The organism is Oceanobacillus profundus, assembly GCF_003515705.1.
GTDB lineage: Bacteria > Bacillota > Bacilli > Bacillales > Amphibacillaceae > Oceanobacillus > Oceanobacillus profundus.
This window is the reverse complement of sequence record NZ_QWEH01000008.1, coordinates 63,950-82,203: the sequence shown is the minus strand read 5'-3', so window position 1 is coordinate 82,203 and position 18,254 is coordinate 63,950. Positions and strand designations below refer to the sequence as shown.

Genomic DNA, 18,254 nt, shown 5'->3' with positions numbered 1-18,254 from the left:
ATGTTTTTCCATAAAATGAAACTCATTCAGTGAAGGCTTTCTTTCCTCCCCACTGAATGTTAGCACCACAAGGGAGAGCCACAGGCCCTTGTACAGAGTCAGGAATTTACGAGCTGTTTTATCCTTCTTCTTTACATTTTTTATTCTCAATCTTTGAGGTAATGCGTGATAAATAGCTCGTCTTAGAACGCTGGGTGGGTTTAGCACTAATTAAACATTCTTTTAAAGCGATACATATGGACGTCGGATCCATCATAGATGGACTTATAGTCAAGCACATAATCATCATTCATGTCGTTATAGGCAATTTCCCATAATGCTTCGTTTTCTTCCAATGCAGGTGTGACCTTGATGAGCTCACAGCTATCGCATTCTGCTTGCCATCTTTCAATGATTTCTTCCTCTGTCAATATTTCAGATTTGTCAATCGTTGTCAAGCTTTTTTCATTCCCTTCGAGCGGGTAAAAAATAAGCTTTTCTTCATTTGCATCATTTTTTCCAAATAAAACATGATAAGCCGCCGAGCCATTATATTGCTCAATTTTTTCTATTTCTGTAATAGACGTTTGACTTAGGATCTGCCTGCTTGTTTCATCAAATCCTGCTGTCTTGCTATCATATAAGTTATTGTAGAGAACGATACCATAAATACCTAATGCAATAAGGATAATAAGTAAGGTCAATGAGCTCCATAATAGCCATTTTGATTTATTCATCATTATTAATAACTCAGCCTATAGATTGAATTTTTAACTTTATGATGCGAACAATCAACAAAAGTATTTGAAAATAAACTTACTGTATATTGATTCATCAACATCCCTCCAACAATTGTGTTTCTATTTTAGATATTTTTACTATACATAGCTCTTGTAAGGATGTAAACAATAAAAGCAACGTCGAATTAAAAAGCACAACTACAATAATCCAGTAGTCGAAGACTTTGCTTTAATTTGTTAATTTGACCAAAAAAACCTAACCCATATCACATCTTCACTCACTACTGGTGTAATAACATCAGTAGTTTTTTTCGTCCCTCTCCTGCGAGCGAGACTTCCCTCTTCCCTTTATACCGCTACAGGCTCCCGCTGTTGTTGTTTAAAACCATTCTTCTGCTTTATCCAGTAACTCTTGTGTGGAATTAAACGAAATAGGTACGTCTGGTATTGAGTCTGTGAAATATTTGCCATACCGTGTTTTAATGATACGGGCATCACAAATAAAAACAATGCCTCTATCACTTGATGAACGGATAAGCCTGCCAAATCCTTGCTTAAATTTAATAACGGCATTTGGTAATGATAAATCCATAAATGCATTTTTTCCGGCTTCTTTTAACAGATTAGACTTCGCTTCAAACACTGGATGGTTTGGCGGCTGAAATGGAAGTCTAACGATCACGAGGCACGACAAATCGTCACCTGGTATATCAACACCCTCCCAAAATGAACTTGTTCCAAGCAAAATCGCATGATCAAAGGTTTGAAAATTCTTTTTTAGTCTTGACCTACTACCACTCGTTATTCCTTGTCCAATTAAGACATATTTACCTGTATCAATCGTTTCTTTTAAAAGTGTATAGGATTTCTTCAACATATCGTACGATGTAAATAAGACGAGCATTCTACCCTCGGTAATTTCAGCCAAAGACAATATTGCTTCACATGTAGCGTAAATAAAATCATCAATGTTTCCATACTTAATATCTGGAAAATCATTTGGAACAAGTAATTGAACTTGATTCTTATAGGAGAAAGGCGACGCTATTTTCTTCGTTATTAATCGATCCGTAATTAACCCTAACCTTTTCTGAATGTAATCGAATGAGTTCTTCATCGTCAATGTAGCACTTGTCAAGATAACGCTTTTCTTACTTTGGAAAAAATCATTAGCAAGTAGTTCTGAAACCTCTGCTGGCTCTCTATATAAATAAACCACATTTTTGGTGCCTTTTGTATCAATTTCAATCCATTTAACATGTGGAACGTTTCCTTCAATAAAGAAAAACAGTTCCAATCGATCAATAAAGTCCTCAAATGTGTTCGTAATTCCATCTAATTCTTCTTTATCATATTTGTCCATTATCTTCTTTTTCGTTAAATGCTGTTCCATAAGTGCAAGGACATGAATAAGATCTCTAATAAAAAATGTAAGCCTTGTTACCATTTCTTGAATTGCATCCCATGTTTGTCCTGTTTCTTTTTCTTCATCAAGTCGGTATTGTAATCTACCGATATCACTTAATAATTTATTGTTTTTATGTTGAGACACTACATATTGATATAAGCTTTGAAATAAGTCATCAATTTCATATTTTGCCTGATCAAATAGGTGATCCCATTTTTCTAGTGGAACATCCACATCTGTCAATGAATAACTCGATACAAGCTTACTAAATAATTTACCATCATGCGTCCGGCCGATCTGATTAAAGGTAAATTGTATATTGTTGTAATCAAGTTTCATTCCATAATGATGTGATGCAGTTTCTTCAAAGTGATGTGCTTCATCGATAATTACTTTTTCATATGCTGGTAAGAATTGATAATCATTGAACATATCTGTACATAGTAATGCATGATTCGTTATCACAATATCAGCTTTTTGCGCTTTTCTGCGGGCTTTCTGATAAAAGGACTTTGAGTACCATGGAGAGAAAGGCTCTACCTTTCCTTCTGCATCCGTGGATATTTTATGATAGAAAAAATATCCACTGGATGGTAACTGTATTTCGTCAATATCTCCAGTATCTGTTTCCGTTAACCATATCAGTAGCATTGCTTTTGTTAACGCAATATCATAGTTGTCGTTTGAACTATCATGTAACTCATATGCAAATTTTTCTAAGCTAATATAGTGGCTTTTTCCCTTTAGGAGTGCTACCTGAAACGGAATGGCAATCAGCCTTCTTAAAGCAGGAATCTCTTCTTCCAGCAATTGACTTTGCAATTGTGTAGTATATGTACTAATAATTAGCCTTTGATTTGACTTTACCGCTTCAAAAATTGCAGGAATTAAGTATGCCAGCGACTTCCCTGTTCCAGTTTCAGCTTCAATCAATGCATGTGAGTTCGCTTGAAAGGAGTCAAAGATTAATTCTGACATTTCACGTTGACCAGTTCTTTTTTCATACCCTTTCATCTGCTTCTCCATAGAACCATTTGTTTCATAAATTCCATCAAGATATTCACCAAAGGACTGATTTAAATTAGGTGTCTCTATTTTTGTCTCCGTTGCTTCTTTAAATGCAAGACCTTGATAAATTGTTAGCTCTTCAGGTGCGGTAGTTGCAAATGCCAATTCATCTATTCGATTTGACAAAATTTCGTGGAGATCGGAAATAAATAGTTTCTCCAGTTTTAATAATTGGGCAATCGTTTCATATGGTAAAGTCTTTAATTTGTCCATCAGTTTTAAAAATAACTTGGCAGTAACATATGCATCGGACAGTGCTCGGTGTGGGTCATCATGATGAATATCCAAATGTTCCGCTAACTGTCCAAGTTTATAACTAGGTGCTTGAGGAAATAGTATTCGTGAAAGCTCTACCGTATCTAAAACTGGATTTGTCAATCGATCTCTTCCATTAGCTGCAAGTTCTGTGTTTAAAAAACCAAGATCAAATTTTACATTATGAGCGATTATATAACTATTTTTAAAAATATCAACTATTTTATCAGCCTTCTCATTAAATAACGGTGCATCTTCCACATCACGATCAGAAATCCCGGTTAAATTAGAAATAAACGGTGGAATTGGTATCTTTGGATTAAATAAGGTTGTACGGGTATCCGTGATTTCGTTATTTTCTATAACAACGATACCAACTTCAATTATTTTATCATTTTTTAAAGGAGAATGCCCTGTTGTTTCCAAGTCAACTACGACAAATTTATTCACCTGATCCACCTTACCTTCTGAGTCCGGTTTATCTAAATGTTATTCTCATTAAATTCATTCGATTTTTTCAGACCTTTTATTTATTAATAGCAAAACTCTTATCGTATATATTGATAAGAGTTTGTTAACTTAGTGGTATGCCCATACCTTTTACAGAATAATGAGCTCCATAATAATGATAGCAGGATTTCTACCAACGTCAACTACTAACTGTTGCTGAGGTTAAGAAGGTTTCAGTTGTTTATTTCATGCTACTATCATCAAACCACTCTATTTCAGCAGAATAAAGTGAGATTGGTTTACCTTCCATTGATTCTGTACAGAGTGCACCATCGTCAGATATCCCAAGAAACGGCGCTCTCCAACGATCCTTAAATGTTTTGATAATAATATCTTCTCCCATTTTGAAACCGTAGCTTTCCCATTTCTTTTTAATTGGTAAAAATCCTTGGGCTATATAGTTGTCGAAGGAAGCTTCAAAAGCAATTAACAGCTCTTGGATAATATTTTTAATGGATAGTTCATTGCCTGTTTCAATTCGCAATGACGTTGCTTTGGATTGGATATCCTGATGTAGATCATCTCGCGCTTGATTTACGTTTAAACCAATCCCGATTAAAATGTATTGAATTTGATCTTGTTCTGCCTGCATTTCCGTTAAGATTCCTGCTGTCTTCTTTTCGTTAATCAGAATATCATTGGGCCATTTGATAAATGGTTGAATAGTATCATATCGATCCAATACATCTGCTAAAACAGTAGCTGCTAATAATGTAAGCTGAGATGCATGGGTAGGTGGGATTTTAGGTCTTAGAATGAGACTTAACCACATACCCTGTCCCTTTGCAGAGTGCCATGATCGGTTCATTCTTCCTCTTCCGCCAGTTTGTTCATCCGCAACAATTATCGTGCCATGTGGTGCCCCTTCACGAGCTGCTTGATGTCCAATTGCTTGTGTAGAATCTACTGTCGGATGATGAATAATCTTCTTTCCAATCCACTCTGTACGGAGTCCCCATTTTAGTGTATTACTACTTAACTTATCTGGAAATTCAGTTATACGGTAACCTATTCTTGATTTAGCTTCGATTTGGTAACCATCTTTTTCGAGTTCTTTCATTTGCTTCCAAACAGCATTTCTTGAGATGCCGATCGCATCGGATAGAGCTTGTCCAGAAATATAAGCATCTCCATTTTCTGCGAGGAGCTGAATCAATCGGTCTCGGGTGGATTCCATTTTATCCACTCCTTTATCTCTTTTTTATTATTATTTAATTCACCGGATACAACCTTATATTCAATACAATTTAGTAATTCTTGTATCCAACGCCCTCTCTTCCTCTCGGGGAAAATCGCCATTAAATCATATCCATCAATTGTCAGCTCTTCTTTCAATCGAATGGAAAGCTGTTGTTCAATTGCTTCCAACTTGTGCAAGCTAACTGTTGTTTGTGTTAAATTTTCGCTAATTCGTATGAAACCTTTATATAAAGACGGTGTTAATTGATAGATAAGCCATCGATCCAAGCCATGCGTTTCGAAATAAGAATAAGCCTCGACTAATCGGAGTGCCTCTTGTTTTGTTTTGTTCGAGCATTTCCATTCCTTGACCCACCGAATGACCTCTATTTTTGGATTGACAAGATGGAATAGCGCAATAACTTCGGCAAAGGATTGTAATGGTGTTATTGATACCGGCAATGAGAAAAGAATCTGAGGGGAATCGCAAAATACAGGTAAGTATCGTTCGATTTGCAAATTCCTCACATAATTTAAAGCTTGGTTAACATCATTCCCAGCAAATAGCTTCGAAAATTCATTAGCAATCCGCTCAATTGCAAGTGTTTTAATTTCACTGCTTACTTCCTTCATTTCCTGTAAGGTTTTCGGGTCAATTGTAAATCCTAGCTGACTTGAAAAGCGAATCGCACGTATAATCCGAAGTGGATCTTCCGTAAATCGCTCATAGCCATTTCCTACTGTTCGAATAACTCGATTCTCAATATCGTGGATTCCGTCAAATAAATCAATCATATTACCATTTAAGTCCATTGCTAGTGCATTAATGGTAAAGTCCCGTCTCTCTAAATCTTTATCAATATTGTCGATGAATACGACTGAGTCGGGGTGTCGTTTATCCGTATAATCTCCATCGATACGGAATGTAGTTACCTCAAAAGATTCGTGATTATGCCGTACAATTACAGTTCCATGCTCTATACCAACAGGAATCACCTTTGGGAAAATTTTCTGAATGAATGAAGGTGATGCCGAGGTTGCAATATCGATATCACCGATAGGGCGCTTTAACAAATAATCACGTACACATCCACCTACAAAATAAGCTTTGTGCTGATGTTTTTCAATATGTTCAAGCACTGGTATTGCCTGTAAAAATGCTTCTGGTAGCATGGTTAATCACCATTTTCTATATTGGATGTTAAAACAGTATCATATAGATGCTGATATTGGTTTACAATTTTTTCTGACGCAAATTTTTCTTTAGCCTGTATTAAAGCATTTTCCGAAAGACGACGCATTAAATGATTATCTGTTAGCACTTCAATTGCATAATTTGCTGCCGAATCAGTATCTCCCAGCTCGACCAAATACCCTGTTTTATCATGCTCAATCACTTCAGGGATCCCGCCTATATTGGTACCAATACATGGTACACCGCATAACATTGCTTCAAGTAGAACAAGACCGAAGCTTTCTTTTTCTGATAATAGCAGCATTAAATTGGATATGGATAATAATTCACTTATATTTGTTTGTTTTCCTAAAAAACGTACATGCTCTTTTAACCCAAGTGCCTCTACGAGTTGTACCGTATCAGGGTATTCCGGTCCATCGCCGACAAGTAGTAATGTACTTTTGACTTCATTTCGAACTTGTTTAAAAGCATATATGATGTCTCGTACGCGTTTTACTTTTCGGAAGTTTGAAATATGGATAAGCACTTTTTCATCGTTTGATATTCCGTATTGTTGCCTTAATACAGGGACATCTTGCTTATAATAGTCCTCTTCATTTACAAAATTATAGATTGTCGCTATCTCTTTATTTACATCAAGCATTTCAGTTGTTTGCTTAACAAGACTCTTTGAAACAGCAGTAACAGCATCCGATTTTTCGATTCCGTGCTTAATCACCTTTTTAAAGGTTTGGTCAATACCAAGTACGGTAATATCCGTTCCATGAAGGGTTGTTACTATTTTTACATCGTGGTCTGCAATATCCTTAGCCATGATAGCACATATAGCATGCGGCATTGCATAGTGAACATGCAGGATATCAAGTTTTTGCTGATCGATAACCTCAGCCATCTTTGCTGCAAGTGCTAAATCATATGGTGGATATTGAAAAACCGGATAATGATTTAATTCCACTTCATGATAAAATATTCTGGGGTGAATTTTCGTTAGCCGAAAAGGAATGCTAGACGTAATAAAATGAATTTCATTTCCCTGTTCAGCGAGCAGTTTACCAAGTTCTGTTGCAATTACTCCTGATCCACCTACACTTGGGTAGCATGTAATCCCTATTTTTTTCACATTTCTCCTTCTTTCTATACCATTACTCTCACTTTTTACATTTTAGAAAACAAAGACACCCACCAATTCTAGGCCAATGAATGCCTTTCCTCTGTTTTTTATGATTAATGTAGCATAACAGAAGAAATTCACAGCTATAAGAATACATCACTATATATTGACTGGATGTTAGAATTTGTACTATCCTAAATTCAACTTCATCCTACTAATATGACTTACAAGATGTTTTCCAGTCCGTAGGCAAGCTCCTTCATGTCCATAACATGATTAACAGAAAGTTTAATCCCATCCATAAATGATTCACGGTTTAAAGAGTCATGCTTGATGGATAGGGTTTGACCAGGGCTTCCAAAAATCACTTCCTGATGTGCAACAAGCCCTGGCAATCGAACACTATGAATGTGCATTCCGTCCATTTCAGCGCCACGTGCACCTCTTATTGTTTCTTCTTCATCTGGATGACCTTGTTTTTTATATTCTCTAGATTGCCTGATTAATTCTGCTGTTTTCTTTGCAGTCCCAGAAGGGGCATCCAATTTTCGGTCATGATGCTTTTCAATTATTTCTACATCGGAAAAATATTTGGCAGCCATTTGGGAAAATTTCATCATTAGTACAGCACCAACTGCAAAATTGGGTGCAATAATACAACCTAAATTACTGGACTTTGCAAGCTCCGCTAGCTCATTTAATTGTTCATCTGTAAATCCTGTCGTTCCAACTACAGGTCTTATATTATTTTCTAATGCCAATTTTGTATGGTAGTAGCCAACCTCGGGTACAGTTAAATCGATAAAAACATCAGCTTTTACTGCTTCAAAACATTCTTTTGCATTTTCGTACACTGGTACATGTAATGGAGGTAAACCCGCAATATCCTTAACTTCTTTACCACCATTTTTCCGATCGATGCAAGCTACTAATTTAAAGTCGGATTCCTGATTCACCATATTTACTGCTTCTTGACCCATTCTGCCTCTTGGTCCAGCTAAAATAATATTTATTGTCATCAATTTCTCTCTCCTTTAGTTCTGATCATTTTTACGAGTCCAACGATCTTTATCTCTTGTCTCAATTTTACTTATCGCCATATGAAATGACTCGGAAAGGTCGATATCTAATGAATTTGCAAAACAAGCGAGAACAAATAAGATATCCCCTAGTTCTTCTTCAACAGTATGTGTTTTCTCAGAAGTTTTTTTTGGCTTTTCGCCATGATAATGATTTACTTCCCTGGCAAGTTCACCGATTTCTTCTGTTAATCTTGCCATTTGAGATAAAGGTGAAAAGTATCCCTCTTTAAACTGAGAAATATAAGCATCAACCCGTTGTTGTATTTCTTTTGTGCTATATGTAGGTGTATCGATGATATTCCCTTCTTCCTTTTTGTTCTCCTTTCATGTTAGCTAAAAGCTACACGTTTGACAAATTTTTTATATGGGAAAATAAAATTGTTGTTCAAAATGAAATTGACTATAATAAGAAGAGGTTTAATTCTTCTACGAAATTGATATCGTTATCTGGAGGTTATGCAGATGCTAAAAGGGTTAAGACTTAAAAATATACTTTTTATTGTACTAGGAGCCGCCATTTTTTCATTTGGTATTGTTCACTTTAATATGCAGAATAACCTTGGTGAAGGTGGTTTTACCGGAATTACATTGCTGCTTTATTTTCTATGGGAATGGGATCCTGCTATCTCCAATATTATATTAAATGTTCCACTGTTTTTTATTGGGTGGAAATTTTTAGGAAAAAACACCTTTATTTATACAATACTTGGAACGGTTATGGTTTCGGTTTTTCTAAGGATTTTTCAGACCTACCAATTTAATGTCCCGTTAGAAAATGATATGACGTTGGTTGCTTTATTTGCTGGTGTATTCATCGGTGTTGGCCTAGGTATTATATTCCGTTTTGGAGGAACAACAGGTGGAGTTGATATTATTGCAAGACTGGTGAACAAATATGTCGGATGGAGTATGGGCCGAACAATGTTTTTATTCGACTTTATTGTTATAGCAACATCCGTATTTGTAATATTAGATTTAGTGGAAGGTATGTATACACTTGTCGCTGTATATGTTGGTGCTCGGGTAATTGATTTCCTTCAAGAAGGAGCTTATTCAGCTAAAGGAACAACCATCATCTCAGGGAAAAGCAATGAAATCGCAGAAAAAATTCTTACTTCAATGGATCGAGGAGTAACTGTATTAGATGGGCGCGGTAGTTTTTCAGGTGAAAAGCGAGATGTACTTTATTGTGTTGTTGCAAGAAACGAAATTGTAAAATTAAAAGCGATTATTAACAGTATAGACCCACATGCATTTGTCGCTGTAACGACCGTACACGATGTGCTTGGTGAAGGCTTTACTCTCGATGAGAATAAAAATCCGATACAAGATTAAGCAAGAACACAATCGGGACGCCCGGTTAACGACGTACGGACTGCGCCCCGAACTCTGGTGTTCGATGAGTCGAACATTCCTACACAGGAGATTCACTCCAAAGTATAAGATGAACGATGACTTTCCTCTCCACGGGCGAAAGTCAAGTTCATCTAAAAGGAAACATGCCAATTTAGGGGTATGCCGATATCAGGCGTAGTCTGGTTTTAATCGGCCACCCTTTTAATTGGAGACGATGCCCGATGTCACCACAAGGGTATAAGTGCGCCTAAGCCTTTTATAGTTTCCTGAGCAGATAGAAAAAAGGATGACCCGTAGCGTCATCCTTTTTTCTACTTTATTTACCTAAAATGGTGTTCAGCAAATGATCGTTTTTACATACTATTCTCTGCTGGCAAGATAAATCAATATAAATCTAACAAGTTCCGCTACCGCTACAAGTGCTGCTGCTACGTATGTTAAAGCTGCGGCATTCAGAACCTTCTTTGTTTCTCGTTCTTCATTATTTCGAATTACTCCTGAAGAAACTAATTGCCCCATCGCGCGGTTAGATGCATCAAATTCTACAGGAAGTGTAACAAGTTGGAATAATACCGCGGCGGACATAAAGATGATACCAAATAGTACTAAGTTCATGGCTCCTAATATCATACCACCAAGGATCAAGAAAAGGGAGATGTTGGAACCAAAGTTTGCTACAGGTACCAATGCACTTCTAAACTTCAAAAATGCATATTCCTGCTGGTCTTGAATAGCATGTCCTACTTCGTGAGCTGCTACAGCAGAGGAAGCCATAGAGCGACCATCGTATATTCCATCAGAAAGTTTAATTACTTTATTTCGCGGGTCATAGTGGTCAGTTAATGTTCCTTTTGTTCGTCCTATTTGAACATCATAAAGTCCATTATCATCTAAAATTTTGCGAGCAACTTCAGCACCCGTCATTGCAGATGATGTTGGCTTTTTTGAATACTTTTTGTACGTGCTTTTTACTCGCGATTGCGCCCATATTGGTACAATCATTAATATAGCAATATAAATCAAGTAACTCCCTAAACTCATTTGCATTCCTCCATTAGAAGTTTAAAATACTTTCTAAGGTCAATTTTAGTCAAATTTAATGTATTAGTCAACTGATTTATCCTTATTACGTGCTTCTCTTGCTTTTACTTCTGCTTTATATTTTCTCCAACTTACATAGGATAATGTAGCCGTTATACAGCCACCAACAATTATAGCTGCCCAAATAAACGGAGTAATACCAGACTGCTTTTCAACTATATGTTCAGTATTTCCCACACTCGCTTCAATCCATACAACTCCAAAGTAAATGTTTAACCCTATCCCTATGAGTACCGCAGCTGTGACCCGAACAAGCAGTTTTAATCTGTTTACCATAGAGATCACCTCATATTTTTATTATTACTTGAAGTGTATGAGGAAAGATCTCGGTATATAACAGTTAAGTTTATAATACTTCCTTTAATAAGGAAGTCAAAAAACTAATCCGATGAATACCGTTTGTTCTCGAAGCCATTTTAATGGCTATTGGAACAACAACCACTTATATCAATTTTTTTCGATGAATTGTTAACCAATACGTGATAAAGATACAAAGGATACTTAGCCAGAAGGTAAAATAACCAATTTCATTCATGTACTTTGTCAAAGAAGAATACATTGGCATCATTTCAAATACATAGTCTATAACATCATTATGTAAAGTCCAAATTGCAGCGACTGCAATATGTTTTAATTTAATTTTATAGAATGGAGCATACAAAAGCCCTTGGATTGCCATTCCTGCATGAGAAGCCATTAACATATACCCTTGCCAGCTTAGTGATCCTTCAATGATTAATGTAAGTAGGTTCATCACAACCGCCCAGGTACCGTATTTGAGTAAGGTCACTACACCGAGAGCTTCCACATACGGAATATTTCTGCCGAAAAGAAAGAACAACAAAAAAATGGTAAAAAACAAGCTTGCAGTAGGACTATCTGGAACGAAGATGAGAAAAATACTTGGCGTTATGGAAAGCTGCGCCTTATACCAATAATAACCATAAATGGTACCCAAAAAGTTAATTAGAAAAAGGCAGAAAATAAATCGCTTGTCTAGTAATATATATTTAATCATTCTTCCTATCCTTCCTGTCATTCCGATGTAAAAACACCTTCACCAATTTTAATGGTAAAGGTGTTTTAAAAAGCATTATTCAGCTGATTCATTTACTGTGATGATAAAGTCGGCTAACTGCTCTAACTCTTCATCTGTTCCTTGGAATTGATCTGCTGGCATCGTACCGATACCATCTACAGCAATCGTAGCAATTTCCTCGGCGCTAAGTTCAATTCCTACTAAAGATGGCCCCGCGCCACCCTCTAATTCAGCACCATGACATGCTAAACAGCTATTTTCATAAGCTGCAAATCCAGGATGACTCTCATCAATTGTCACTTCTGCTTGTGGGACTGGCTTGTTCGCTTCAGCACGGCCTTCCCAATCAACATGTGCTGCCGATGTATAGGTTAACCATATAACAGCTACTAATCCAAGTAGCATCATTCCAATTGCAACTGGACGTTGGTGTGGTCTGCGGCCAGGACCGTTGTCCAAGAACGGCGCAAGTAATAACGCACCAAATGCAAGCCCTGGAAGGATTAGTATCCCCATTAATGTCCAATCTCCACTTGCAAATTCATATTTCAATAGTTCATATAGGAATAAGAAGTACCAATCTGGCAATGGTATATACGACGCATTAGTTGGATCGGCCATCCCCTCTAATGGTGATGGATGTGCCAATGTTAAACATAAAAATCCAACTAAAAATACTGCACCAACCAACCATTCTTTTAATAAAAAGTTGGGCCAAAAAGCTTCTGTTCTTCCAGGATACTCAGAATAATCTTTCGGTATATTAGGTTTTCTTTCAGCAGAGATTCGAGAATCCCCAACAAACTTCATACCTTTACCCTTATGCATCACTTACCCTCCTTTTTATAGTGGTCCGGATATACCTTGTCTACGAATTAAAATAAAGTGAATTGCTAATAGCGCAAATAATGCTCCCGGCAGGAAGAATACATGAATTGCAAAGAATCTTGTTAATGTTTGGGCACCAACAATGGTTGCATCTCCAGCCAGTAAAGTTTTCAATTCTTGTCCAATAAATGGAACTTGTTCAGCTATTTCTAGTCCAACTTGTGTTGCGAAATATGCTTTATTATCCCAAGGTAATAAATAACCAGTAAAACCTAAGCCGAGCATAACGAAGAAGATTAATACACCGACCATCCAGTTAAGTTCACGTGGTTTTTTGTAAGCACCTTGGAAGAATACGCGTAAGGTATGTAATAATAGCATGACAATTACAACACTAGCACCCCAATGGTGCATACCTCTTACAATCTGCCCATGAGCTACTTCAGTTTGCAGATAGTAAACGGACTTCCATGCATTTTCAATATCTGGAACATAATACATTGTTAAAAACATTCCAGAAAGAATTTGAATTACCACAACGAAAAATGTTAAACCACCAAAACAATACACAAATGCAGAAAAATGATGAGCAGGGTTAACATGTTCTGGTACTTCATGATCTGCGATGTCACGCCATATCGGCGTAATATCAATACGATCATCAATCCAATCATATATTTTCTGTAACATTCGTCATTACGCCTCCCCTCTTGGTTTTGGTTCGCCTAGGAATAGCATTCCATCTCTTACTTCCTGCTCATATTCGTCTAGAGGAGCTAATGGAGGTGTACCTGGAACGTTGGTACCATCCTTGTAATAGCGTCCATCATGACAAGGGCAGAAATATTCGTTTGGATGCTGGTCACTGCCTTCCCATGAAACAACACAACCTAAATGTTTACATACTGGGGAAAAAGCTACAATTTCATCATTTTCATTTCGATAAACCCATGCAGCACGATTTACTTCAGATTCATACCAGCCATCAACTTGATCAATCGTCCAATCGATTCGCTGTGGCTCTGCTGTAATATCGTCGACTGATAAACCTACGTTTGCCATGTCTCCTGCAGAAGATTCTTTTAATACTGGATCAATGGCCATCCTTATTGGAGAAATAAGTAGCCCCGCTGCCATAAATCCTCCTACCCCTGTAAGCGTATAATTTAAAAACTGTCTTCGGGATACTTGCTGTTTTTCATCACTCATGATTTTCCCCCCTCTTTACCATAATCACGGACATATCATTTTTAATCAGATTACTAGGACAATACCATGATAGCGCAATCTTTTTATTCGGTCAATATAAAACAATATTCACAAACAAAAGATGACACATTATCGAGAATTTTTTAATTACTGACACACTAAAATATGACGTTTTTTATACTTCTACTATATCTATTATTACCAATATGCACGAATTAACTCTACCATTTGAGCAACTTGTTCACGGACGGTTTTATGCATTTCTTTTGAGTTCAACTCTCCTGTTTGTACAGCCGGTATCCATAACAGGGTACTTTCTAGTTCCTGCTCATGCTTTTTCCAACTTGGGTCAAATGTTAAGTGAAAGATATGCTTAAAAGGCTGTTCTTTCATTTCTGCCGACCACCTATTCAATCGGGCTACCTCTGTTTGTTTATCAATTGACTTCAAGTAAGAATAATGTGGTGCTAGTAACATTCTTCCGGTTAACTCTTTTTCGAGTTCGTGTGAGAGGAGGGTAATCATCTCGGCTTGAATAGCTGCTTTTTCTGACTCTTCATCATTTGCAATACCAAACGGGACTAGAGGAACTACAATAGAATCTATGTATTCTTTACTCTGGAAATATGTTTGAAGATCTGCTTTTCTCCATTTCACCGCTGTATCATCCTTTCTATAACGATAATTGTGTACTATTATTAAATCTTATCTTATATAGACAAAAAAAATCAACCTAAAGCTTAGGTTGATTTTTTCAAATCGGCTAATTCTTTTGTAAGTACCAGGAACCTCTCACGGTCTTTGCTCTTCAATGCATTATCAATTTCAGAGAGTATTTTTTCCTTTTTATATTGATGTAAGGAATAATTTAATAGCTGGTTAGCAATATCCTTATCCTGATTTGTAATATAGTAATCAACTGGGATGAAAGGATTTTCTTCCAGTACAGAAGCATAATATGAATTCTGATTAGCATTTTTAAAATTCAGCTGTAAATATAAGGACTCATCCTGATTGAGCCGGATATCATGGAAGGACTTTTCTGCATCTGTGGTTACAAGGTGGTCCTTGTAAAATCGAAATGCTACTTCATCAGAACAGTGACTTGTCATCATAATCCCTCTAGAACAATATTTCACATCTCTGACAAAATGCACATTTGCTAATAAATCACTATGATTGATTAAATAATTCAGGATCCAGACGCTTTCTCGTTTTTTAAGGCGGTAATGATTTAAAAACCATTGAATAAAACTTTTTTTATCTTTGGCAGTGACAGGCGTTATCATCTGTTTTACCCCCCTTTTAAAGTTTTATTAGAAAACAAGGCTCCTTTGTGTATATCTTAGTTGCACTTACACGGCTAACACTTTAATAGCTGCTGAAATTCTACTCACCTAATTCATATGTTTGTTTTAAACGTGCTAAGTATGACTCAACTTCCTCGTCCAACGGCTGCAAACGAACATAGGATTCAAAAACTGGGATAGCTTCTTTGATCTTACCGTCTTCCGTAAGAAAATAGCCAAACTCTTTCAAGAAGTCGCTATCTTGATTTAAACTAGTATATGCATCACGGTAGCTTTTTAATGCATTATCAAACGATTCAATTTCATTAAATGCACGTGCTAATTCCCAATCATAAAGTGGATCCTCTGCACCTAATTTCTGCACCTCTGTTATAAGGTCTGTAATATTTATATGTGCTTCGTTCTTTTTAAATAACTCAATTAAGAACAGGATAGCCTCTTTATAATCAGGGTCTAATGCGATTGCTTCTCGAATAAATTTCTCACTCTCATCATCCTGACCTAACTGATGTGCAATAGAACCTGTTAGAAAGAATAGTTCTTTATTGTATTCATCCATTTCGAGCCCTTTTTTTGCGGTTTTATACGCATCCTCTAATAGCCCTTCCTTTTCATAAACCATTGCTAGCTGATAATAAGCTGTATGGTAAGACTCGTCGATTTCAATTACATGCTCCCATGCTTTTATTGCAATATCATTTCGATCTGTTTGATATGCAGTAATTCCATATTTAAATAGCTTATCGGCATTTTCATTACCATCCTCAGTAAAGTAGGTTAATGATTTTTCATATTCGCCAGCAGCTGCATAGGATTCACCAAGTCTGTCATCTATTGAAATATGGGCAACTTCATCACGCTTTGACTTAACCTTTTCGTAATAGGTAATCGCTTTGAGATACTCACCAATCGAAAAATATAATTCTCCAAGCGCAAAGTCGATGACAACCTCTCCTGGTGCAAGTTGCTTCGCCGTTAATAGTTTTTGCTCAGACACCTCGAATAATCCTTGCGCTTGATATAAATCAGCTAATTGGATCAGCGCTTGTATATATGCTGTATCGTCCTTTTCTATTTCATTAAGGAGCGTTATTGCTGGTTCATCTTCCTCGAGCTCAATAAAAATATCTGCCAAAGAGGTTTTTAAATCGCTTTCGTCCGGATATCGTTTCAATAAATCTTCTAAAATAAGTCTTGCATCTTGCAGATGTCCCCATTGTCTATAAAGCTCTGCAATCGTATATTTTTCATCATCATTTGCTTTAGATAAGTAATCCCCCAATAGTTGGATCCCTTTTTCAGCTTGATTATTTTCTATTAATTTTACTGCTTCCATAATGGTGTCCATGACGAACATCCTCTCTTCAAAAAACTCGCATGAATTTCGACTATTATTAATGAAATAAATGATTGATTCAATTATACAATAAAAGCGAAGATGACTGAAACAGAAATGCATCTATATACGTTTGTTTTTGCATCAAAGTTGTACATTATGTTAAAAGAGAAGAAATTGTTATCTGGTTTTTAGTTTGAAACAAAAAGAGCCTGCTTTGCGCAGACTCTTTTATTAGGAGATGGATTCTAAATCTTTAAAGAAGTTCGGATATGAAATTGCGATACAGCTAGTATCATCGATTGTCACTTCACCATCTGTTATGAGGCTGGCGATTACTCCCATCATTGCGATACGATGATCATCATAAGAAGCTATTTTACCACCTTTTAATGGTGTTTGTCCTTTTATAATTAATCCATCCTCAGTTGCTGTAATATCAGCCCCTAGGGTTGATAAAACATCTACTATTGCTGTGATTCGATCTGTTTCCTTGACCCGTAATTCTTCTGCGTTTCTAATTACCGTTGTCCCTTCTGCCTGTGTCGCTAAAAGAGCTATTACTGGAATTTCATCGATTAATCGAGGAATGATTTCTCCTTCAATTGTGATACCTTTTAAAGAGCCATGGGCAATTCGAACATTTCCAAATGCCTCTCCACTTGTAGAATGCTCAGTTACAATTTGAATTTTTGCGCCCATTCTATTTAAGACTTCAATTATACCAGTTCTGCTAGGATTCAACCCTACATTTTTCAGTAAAATTTCACTACCAGGTACAATAGCTCCCGCAACTAAGAAAAATGCAGCAGATGAAATATCGCCCGGAACATGTACATCTGTCCCAGTTAGATCACTTTTGTTCGTAACAGTGATTGTGTTTCCATCAATTGTTAGATCTGCACCAAAGGCTTTAAGCATATTTTCCGTGTGATTTCGCGTCGGAATTGGCTCTGTAACTTTTGTTTCACCTTCTGCAAGTAAACCAGCAAGAAGAATCGCTGATTTAACTTGAGCGCTTTTAACTGGCAGGGTATAATTGATTCCTTTAATCGCCGTCCCTCTGACTGCTATTGGAAGTAAGCTTCCATTAAATCTGCCATCAATTATTGCGCCCATCTGTCTCAATGGATTCACTACTCTGTCCATTGGTCGTTTGGAAAGAGAGGCATCCCCATAGATTGTCGTAAAGAAAGGTAACCCAGCTAGGATTCCAAGCATTAGTCTAGTTGTTGTTCCTGAATTACCGAAATCTAAAGGTTGATCTGGCTCAACTAATCTTTTTACACCCTTACTTTTAATTATTAATGTTGTATCATGAACATCGATAGAAACGCCCATTTCCCTAAATGCTTCCACCGTCCTCATGCAGTCTTCCCCATCAAGAAAATGCGTGATTTTCGTTATTCCATTTGCTAAAGAACCGAAAATTACTGCTCGATGCGAGATTGATTTATCTCCCGGAACTAAAATTTCTCCCGAAAGCGGATTGTTCGATTGCTGCAATGTACATTCGCTCACTATCTATTCACATCCTTTATTCTA

18 protein-coding genes are annotated in these 18,254 nt (G+C 36.7%); 1 reads left to right on the top strand and 17 read right to left on the bottom strand.

Translation table 11 applies throughout. The features are described from left to right. Nucleotides 1-206 precede the first annotated feature (206 nt). The 7 genes from D1B32_RS12850 to D1B32_RS12820 all read right to left on the bottom strand — a co-directional run bounded on the left by D1B32_RS12850 (nucleotide 207) and on the right by D1B32_RS12820 (nucleotide 8,827). A complete protein-coding gene (locus D1B32_RS12850; RefSeq protein WP_240033788.1) occupies nucleotides 207-719 on the bottom strand; it encodes a cell wall elongation regulator TseB-like domain-containing protein in 513 nt (170 codons plus the stop codon). 379 nt (nucleotides 720-1,098) lie between these two features. After that, the gene (dinG, locus tag D1B32_RS12845; RefSeq protein ID WP_118889608.1) at nucleotides 1,099-3,900 is read right to left on the bottom strand and encodes an ATP-dependent DNA helicase DinG, 3'-5' exoribonuclease type; all 2,802 of its coding nucleotides are present in this window, start codon (nucleotides 3,898-3,900) and stop codon (nucleotides 1,099-1,101) included. Nucleotides 3,901-4,141: 241 nt separating this feature from the next. Beyond that, a complete protein-coding gene (locus tag D1B32_RS12840; RefSeq protein ID WP_095309021.1) occupies nucleotides 4,142-5,137 on the bottom strand; it encodes a biotin--[acetyl-CoA-carboxylase] ligase in 996 nt (331 codons plus the stop codon). Further along, complete coding sequence (locus tag D1B32_RS12835) at nucleotides 5,113-6,312, bottom strand: CCA tRNA nucleotidyltransferase (RefSeq protein WP_095309018.1); 1,200 nt, start codon at nucleotides 6,310-6,312, stop codon at nucleotides 5,113-5,115. Before D1B32_RS12835 ends, D1B32_RS12840 begins: the two co-directional genes overlap by 25 nt. Before the next feature lie 2 nt (nucleotides 6,313-6,314). Next, nucleotides 6,315-7,457, bottom strand: a complete 1,143-nt coding sequence (bshA, locus tag D1B32_RS12830; protein WP_095309016.1) for an N-acetyl-alpha-D-glucosaminyl L-malate synthase BshA — start codon at nucleotides 7,455-7,457, stop codon at nucleotides 6,315-6,317. A gap of 215 nt (nucleotides 7,458-7,672) precedes the next feature. Beyond that, the gene (dapB, locus tag D1B32_RS12825; RefSeq protein WP_095309014.1) at nucleotides 7,673-8,467 is read right to left on the bottom strand and encodes a 4-hydroxy-tetrahydrodipicolinate reductase; all 795 of its coding nucleotides are present in this window, start codon (nucleotides 8,465-8,467) and stop codon (nucleotides 7,673-7,675) included. A 15-nt stretch (nucleotides 8,468-8,482) separates the two neighbouring features. Beyond that, entirely contained in the window at nucleotides 8,483-8,827 is a 345-nt protein-coding gene (locus D1B32_RS12820) for a nucleotide pyrophosphohydrolase (RefSeq protein WP_095309011.1), read from the bottom strand. 165 nt (nucleotides 8,828-8,992) lie between these two features. On the opposite strand from D1B32_RS12820, the gene D1B32_RS12815 reads away from it, so the two are divergent. Next, entirely contained in the window at nucleotides 8,993-9,865 is an 873-nt protein-coding gene (locus tag D1B32_RS12815; RefSeq protein WP_095309009.1) for a YitT family protein, read from the top strand. Between the two features lie 381 nt (nucleotides 9,866-10,246). Here the strand turns inward: D1B32_RS12815 and D1B32_RS12810 are convergent, their stop codons facing one another. The 10 genes from D1B32_RS12810 to aroA all read right to left on the bottom strand — a co-directional run bounded on the left by D1B32_RS12810 (nucleotide 10,247) and on the right by aroA (nucleotide 18,230). Then, the gene (locus tag D1B32_RS12810; RefSeq protein WP_095309007.1) at nucleotides 10,247-10,927 is read right to left on the bottom strand and encodes a zinc metallopeptidase; all 681 of its coding nucleotides are present in this window, start codon (nucleotides 10,925-10,927) and stop codon (nucleotides 10,247-10,249) included. A 63-nt stretch (nucleotides 10,928-10,990) separates the two neighbouring features. Continuing rightward, nucleotides 10,991-11,263 carry a sporulation protein YpjB gene (locus tag D1B32_RS12805; RefSeq protein WP_095309006.1) on the bottom strand — a complete coding sequence of 91 codons (273 nt, stop codon included), beginning with the start codon at nucleotides 11,261-11,263 and terminating at the stop codon, nucleotides 10,991-10,993. Nucleotides 11,264-11,429: 166 nt separating this feature from the next. After that, nucleotides 11,430-12,005 (bottom strand): lipoprotein heptaprenylglyceryl N-acetyltransferase LhaT, encoded by a 576-nt coding sequence (gene lhaT / locus D1B32_RS12800; RefSeq protein ID WP_095309004.1) that lies wholly within the window; start codon nucleotides 12,003-12,005, stop codon nucleotides 11,430-11,432. Nucleotides 12,006-12,080: 75 nt separating this feature from the next. Then, a complete protein-coding gene (locus D1B32_RS12795; protein ID WP_095309003.1) occupies nucleotides 12,081-12,854 on the bottom strand; it encodes a menaquinol-cytochrome c reductase cytochrome b/c subunit in 774 nt (257 codons plus the stop codon). A 15-nt stretch (nucleotides 12,855-12,869) separates the two neighbouring features. Continuing rightward, the gene (qcrB, locus tag D1B32_RS12790) at nucleotides 12,870-13,544 is read right to left on the bottom strand and encodes a menaquinol-cytochrome c reductase cytochrome b subunit (protein WP_095309001.1); all 675 of its coding nucleotides are present in this window, start codon (nucleotides 13,542-13,544) and stop codon (nucleotides 12,870-12,872) included. A gap of 6 nt (nucleotides 13,545-13,550) precedes the next feature. Then, nucleotides 13,551-14,063: a QcrA and Rieske domain-containing protein gene (locus D1B32_RS12785; protein ID WP_095308999.1), complete on the bottom strand. Its 513-nt coding sequence runs from the start codon at nucleotides 14,061-14,063 to the stop codon at nucleotides 13,551-13,553. 198 nt (nucleotides 14,064-14,261) lie between these two features. After that, nucleotides 14,262-14,720, bottom strand: a complete 459-nt coding sequence (locus D1B32_RS12780; protein WP_095308997.1) for a YpiF family protein — start codon at nucleotides 14,718-14,720, stop codon at nucleotides 14,262-14,264. Between the two features lie 83 nt (nucleotides 14,721-14,803). Then, entirely contained in the window at nucleotides 14,804-15,352 is a 549-nt protein-coding gene (locus tag D1B32_RS12775) for a ReoY family proteolytic degradation factor (protein WP_095308995.1), read from the bottom strand. 100 nt (nucleotides 15,353-15,452) lie between these two features. Continuing rightward, nucleotides 15,453-16,721: a tetratricopeptide repeat protein gene (locus tag D1B32_RS12770; protein WP_095308993.1), complete on the bottom strand. Its 1,269-nt coding sequence runs from the start codon at nucleotides 16,719-16,721 to the stop codon at nucleotides 15,453-15,455. Nucleotides 16,722-16,943: 222 nt separating this feature from the next. Then, nucleotides 16,944-18,230: a 3-phosphoshikimate 1-carboxyvinyltransferase gene (gene aroA, locus D1B32_RS12765; RefSeq protein WP_095308991.1), complete on the bottom strand. Its 1,287-nt coding sequence runs from the start codon at nucleotides 18,228-18,230 to the stop codon at nucleotides 16,944-16,946. Between the last annotated feature and the right edge of the window lie 24 nt (nucleotides 18,231-18,254).

Coding starts and splice junctions, on each gene's coding strand:
- D1B32_RS12850 (WP_240033788.1), bottom strand. CDS start 719: ATGATGAATAAATCAAAATGGCTATTATGGAGCTCATTGACCTTACTT.
- D1B32_RS12840 (WP_095309021.1), bottom strand. CDS start 5,137: ATGGAATCCACCCGAGACCGATTGATTCAGCTCCTCGCAGAAAATGGA.
- D1B32_RS12835 (WP_095309018.1), bottom strand. CDS start 6,312: ATGCTACCAGAAGCATTTTTACAGGCAATACCAGTGCTTGAACATATT.
- dapB (WP_095309014.1), bottom strand. CDS start 8,467: ATGACAATAAATATTATTTTAGCTGGACCAAGAGGCAGAATGGGTCAA.
- D1B32_RS12815 (WP_095309009.1), top strand. CDS start 8,993: ATGCTAAAAGGGTTAAGACTTAAAAATATACTTTTTATTGTACTAGGA.
- D1B32_RS12810 (WP_095309007.1), bottom strand. CDS start 10,927: ATGAGTTTAGGGAGTTACTTGATTTATATTGCTATATTAATGATTGTA.
- D1B32_RS12805 (WP_095309006.1), bottom strand. CDS start 11,263: ATGGTAAACAGATTAAAACTGCTTGTTCGGGTCACAGCTGCGGTACTC.
- lhaT (WP_095309004.1), bottom strand. CDS start 12,005: ATGATTAAATATATATTACTAGACAAGCGATTTATTTTCTGCCTTTTT.
- D1B32_RS12795 (WP_095309003.1), bottom strand. CDS start 12,854: ATGCATAAGGGTAAAGGTATGAAGTTTGTTGGGGATTCTCGAATCTCT.
- qcrB (WP_095309001.1), bottom strand. CDS start 13,544: ATGTTACAGAAAATATATGATTGGATTGATGATCGTATTGATATTACG.
- D1B32_RS12785 (WP_095308999.1), bottom strand. CDS start 14,063: ATGAGTGATGAAAAACAGCAAGTATCCCGAAGACAGTTTTTAAATTAT.
- D1B32_RS12775 (WP_095308995.1), bottom strand. CDS start 15,352: ATGATAACGCCTGTCACTGCCAAAGATAAAAAAAGTTTTATTCAATGG.
- D1B32_RS12770 (WP_095308993.1), bottom strand. CDS start 16,721: ATGGACACCATTATGGAAGCAGTAAAATTAATAGAAAATAATCAAGCT.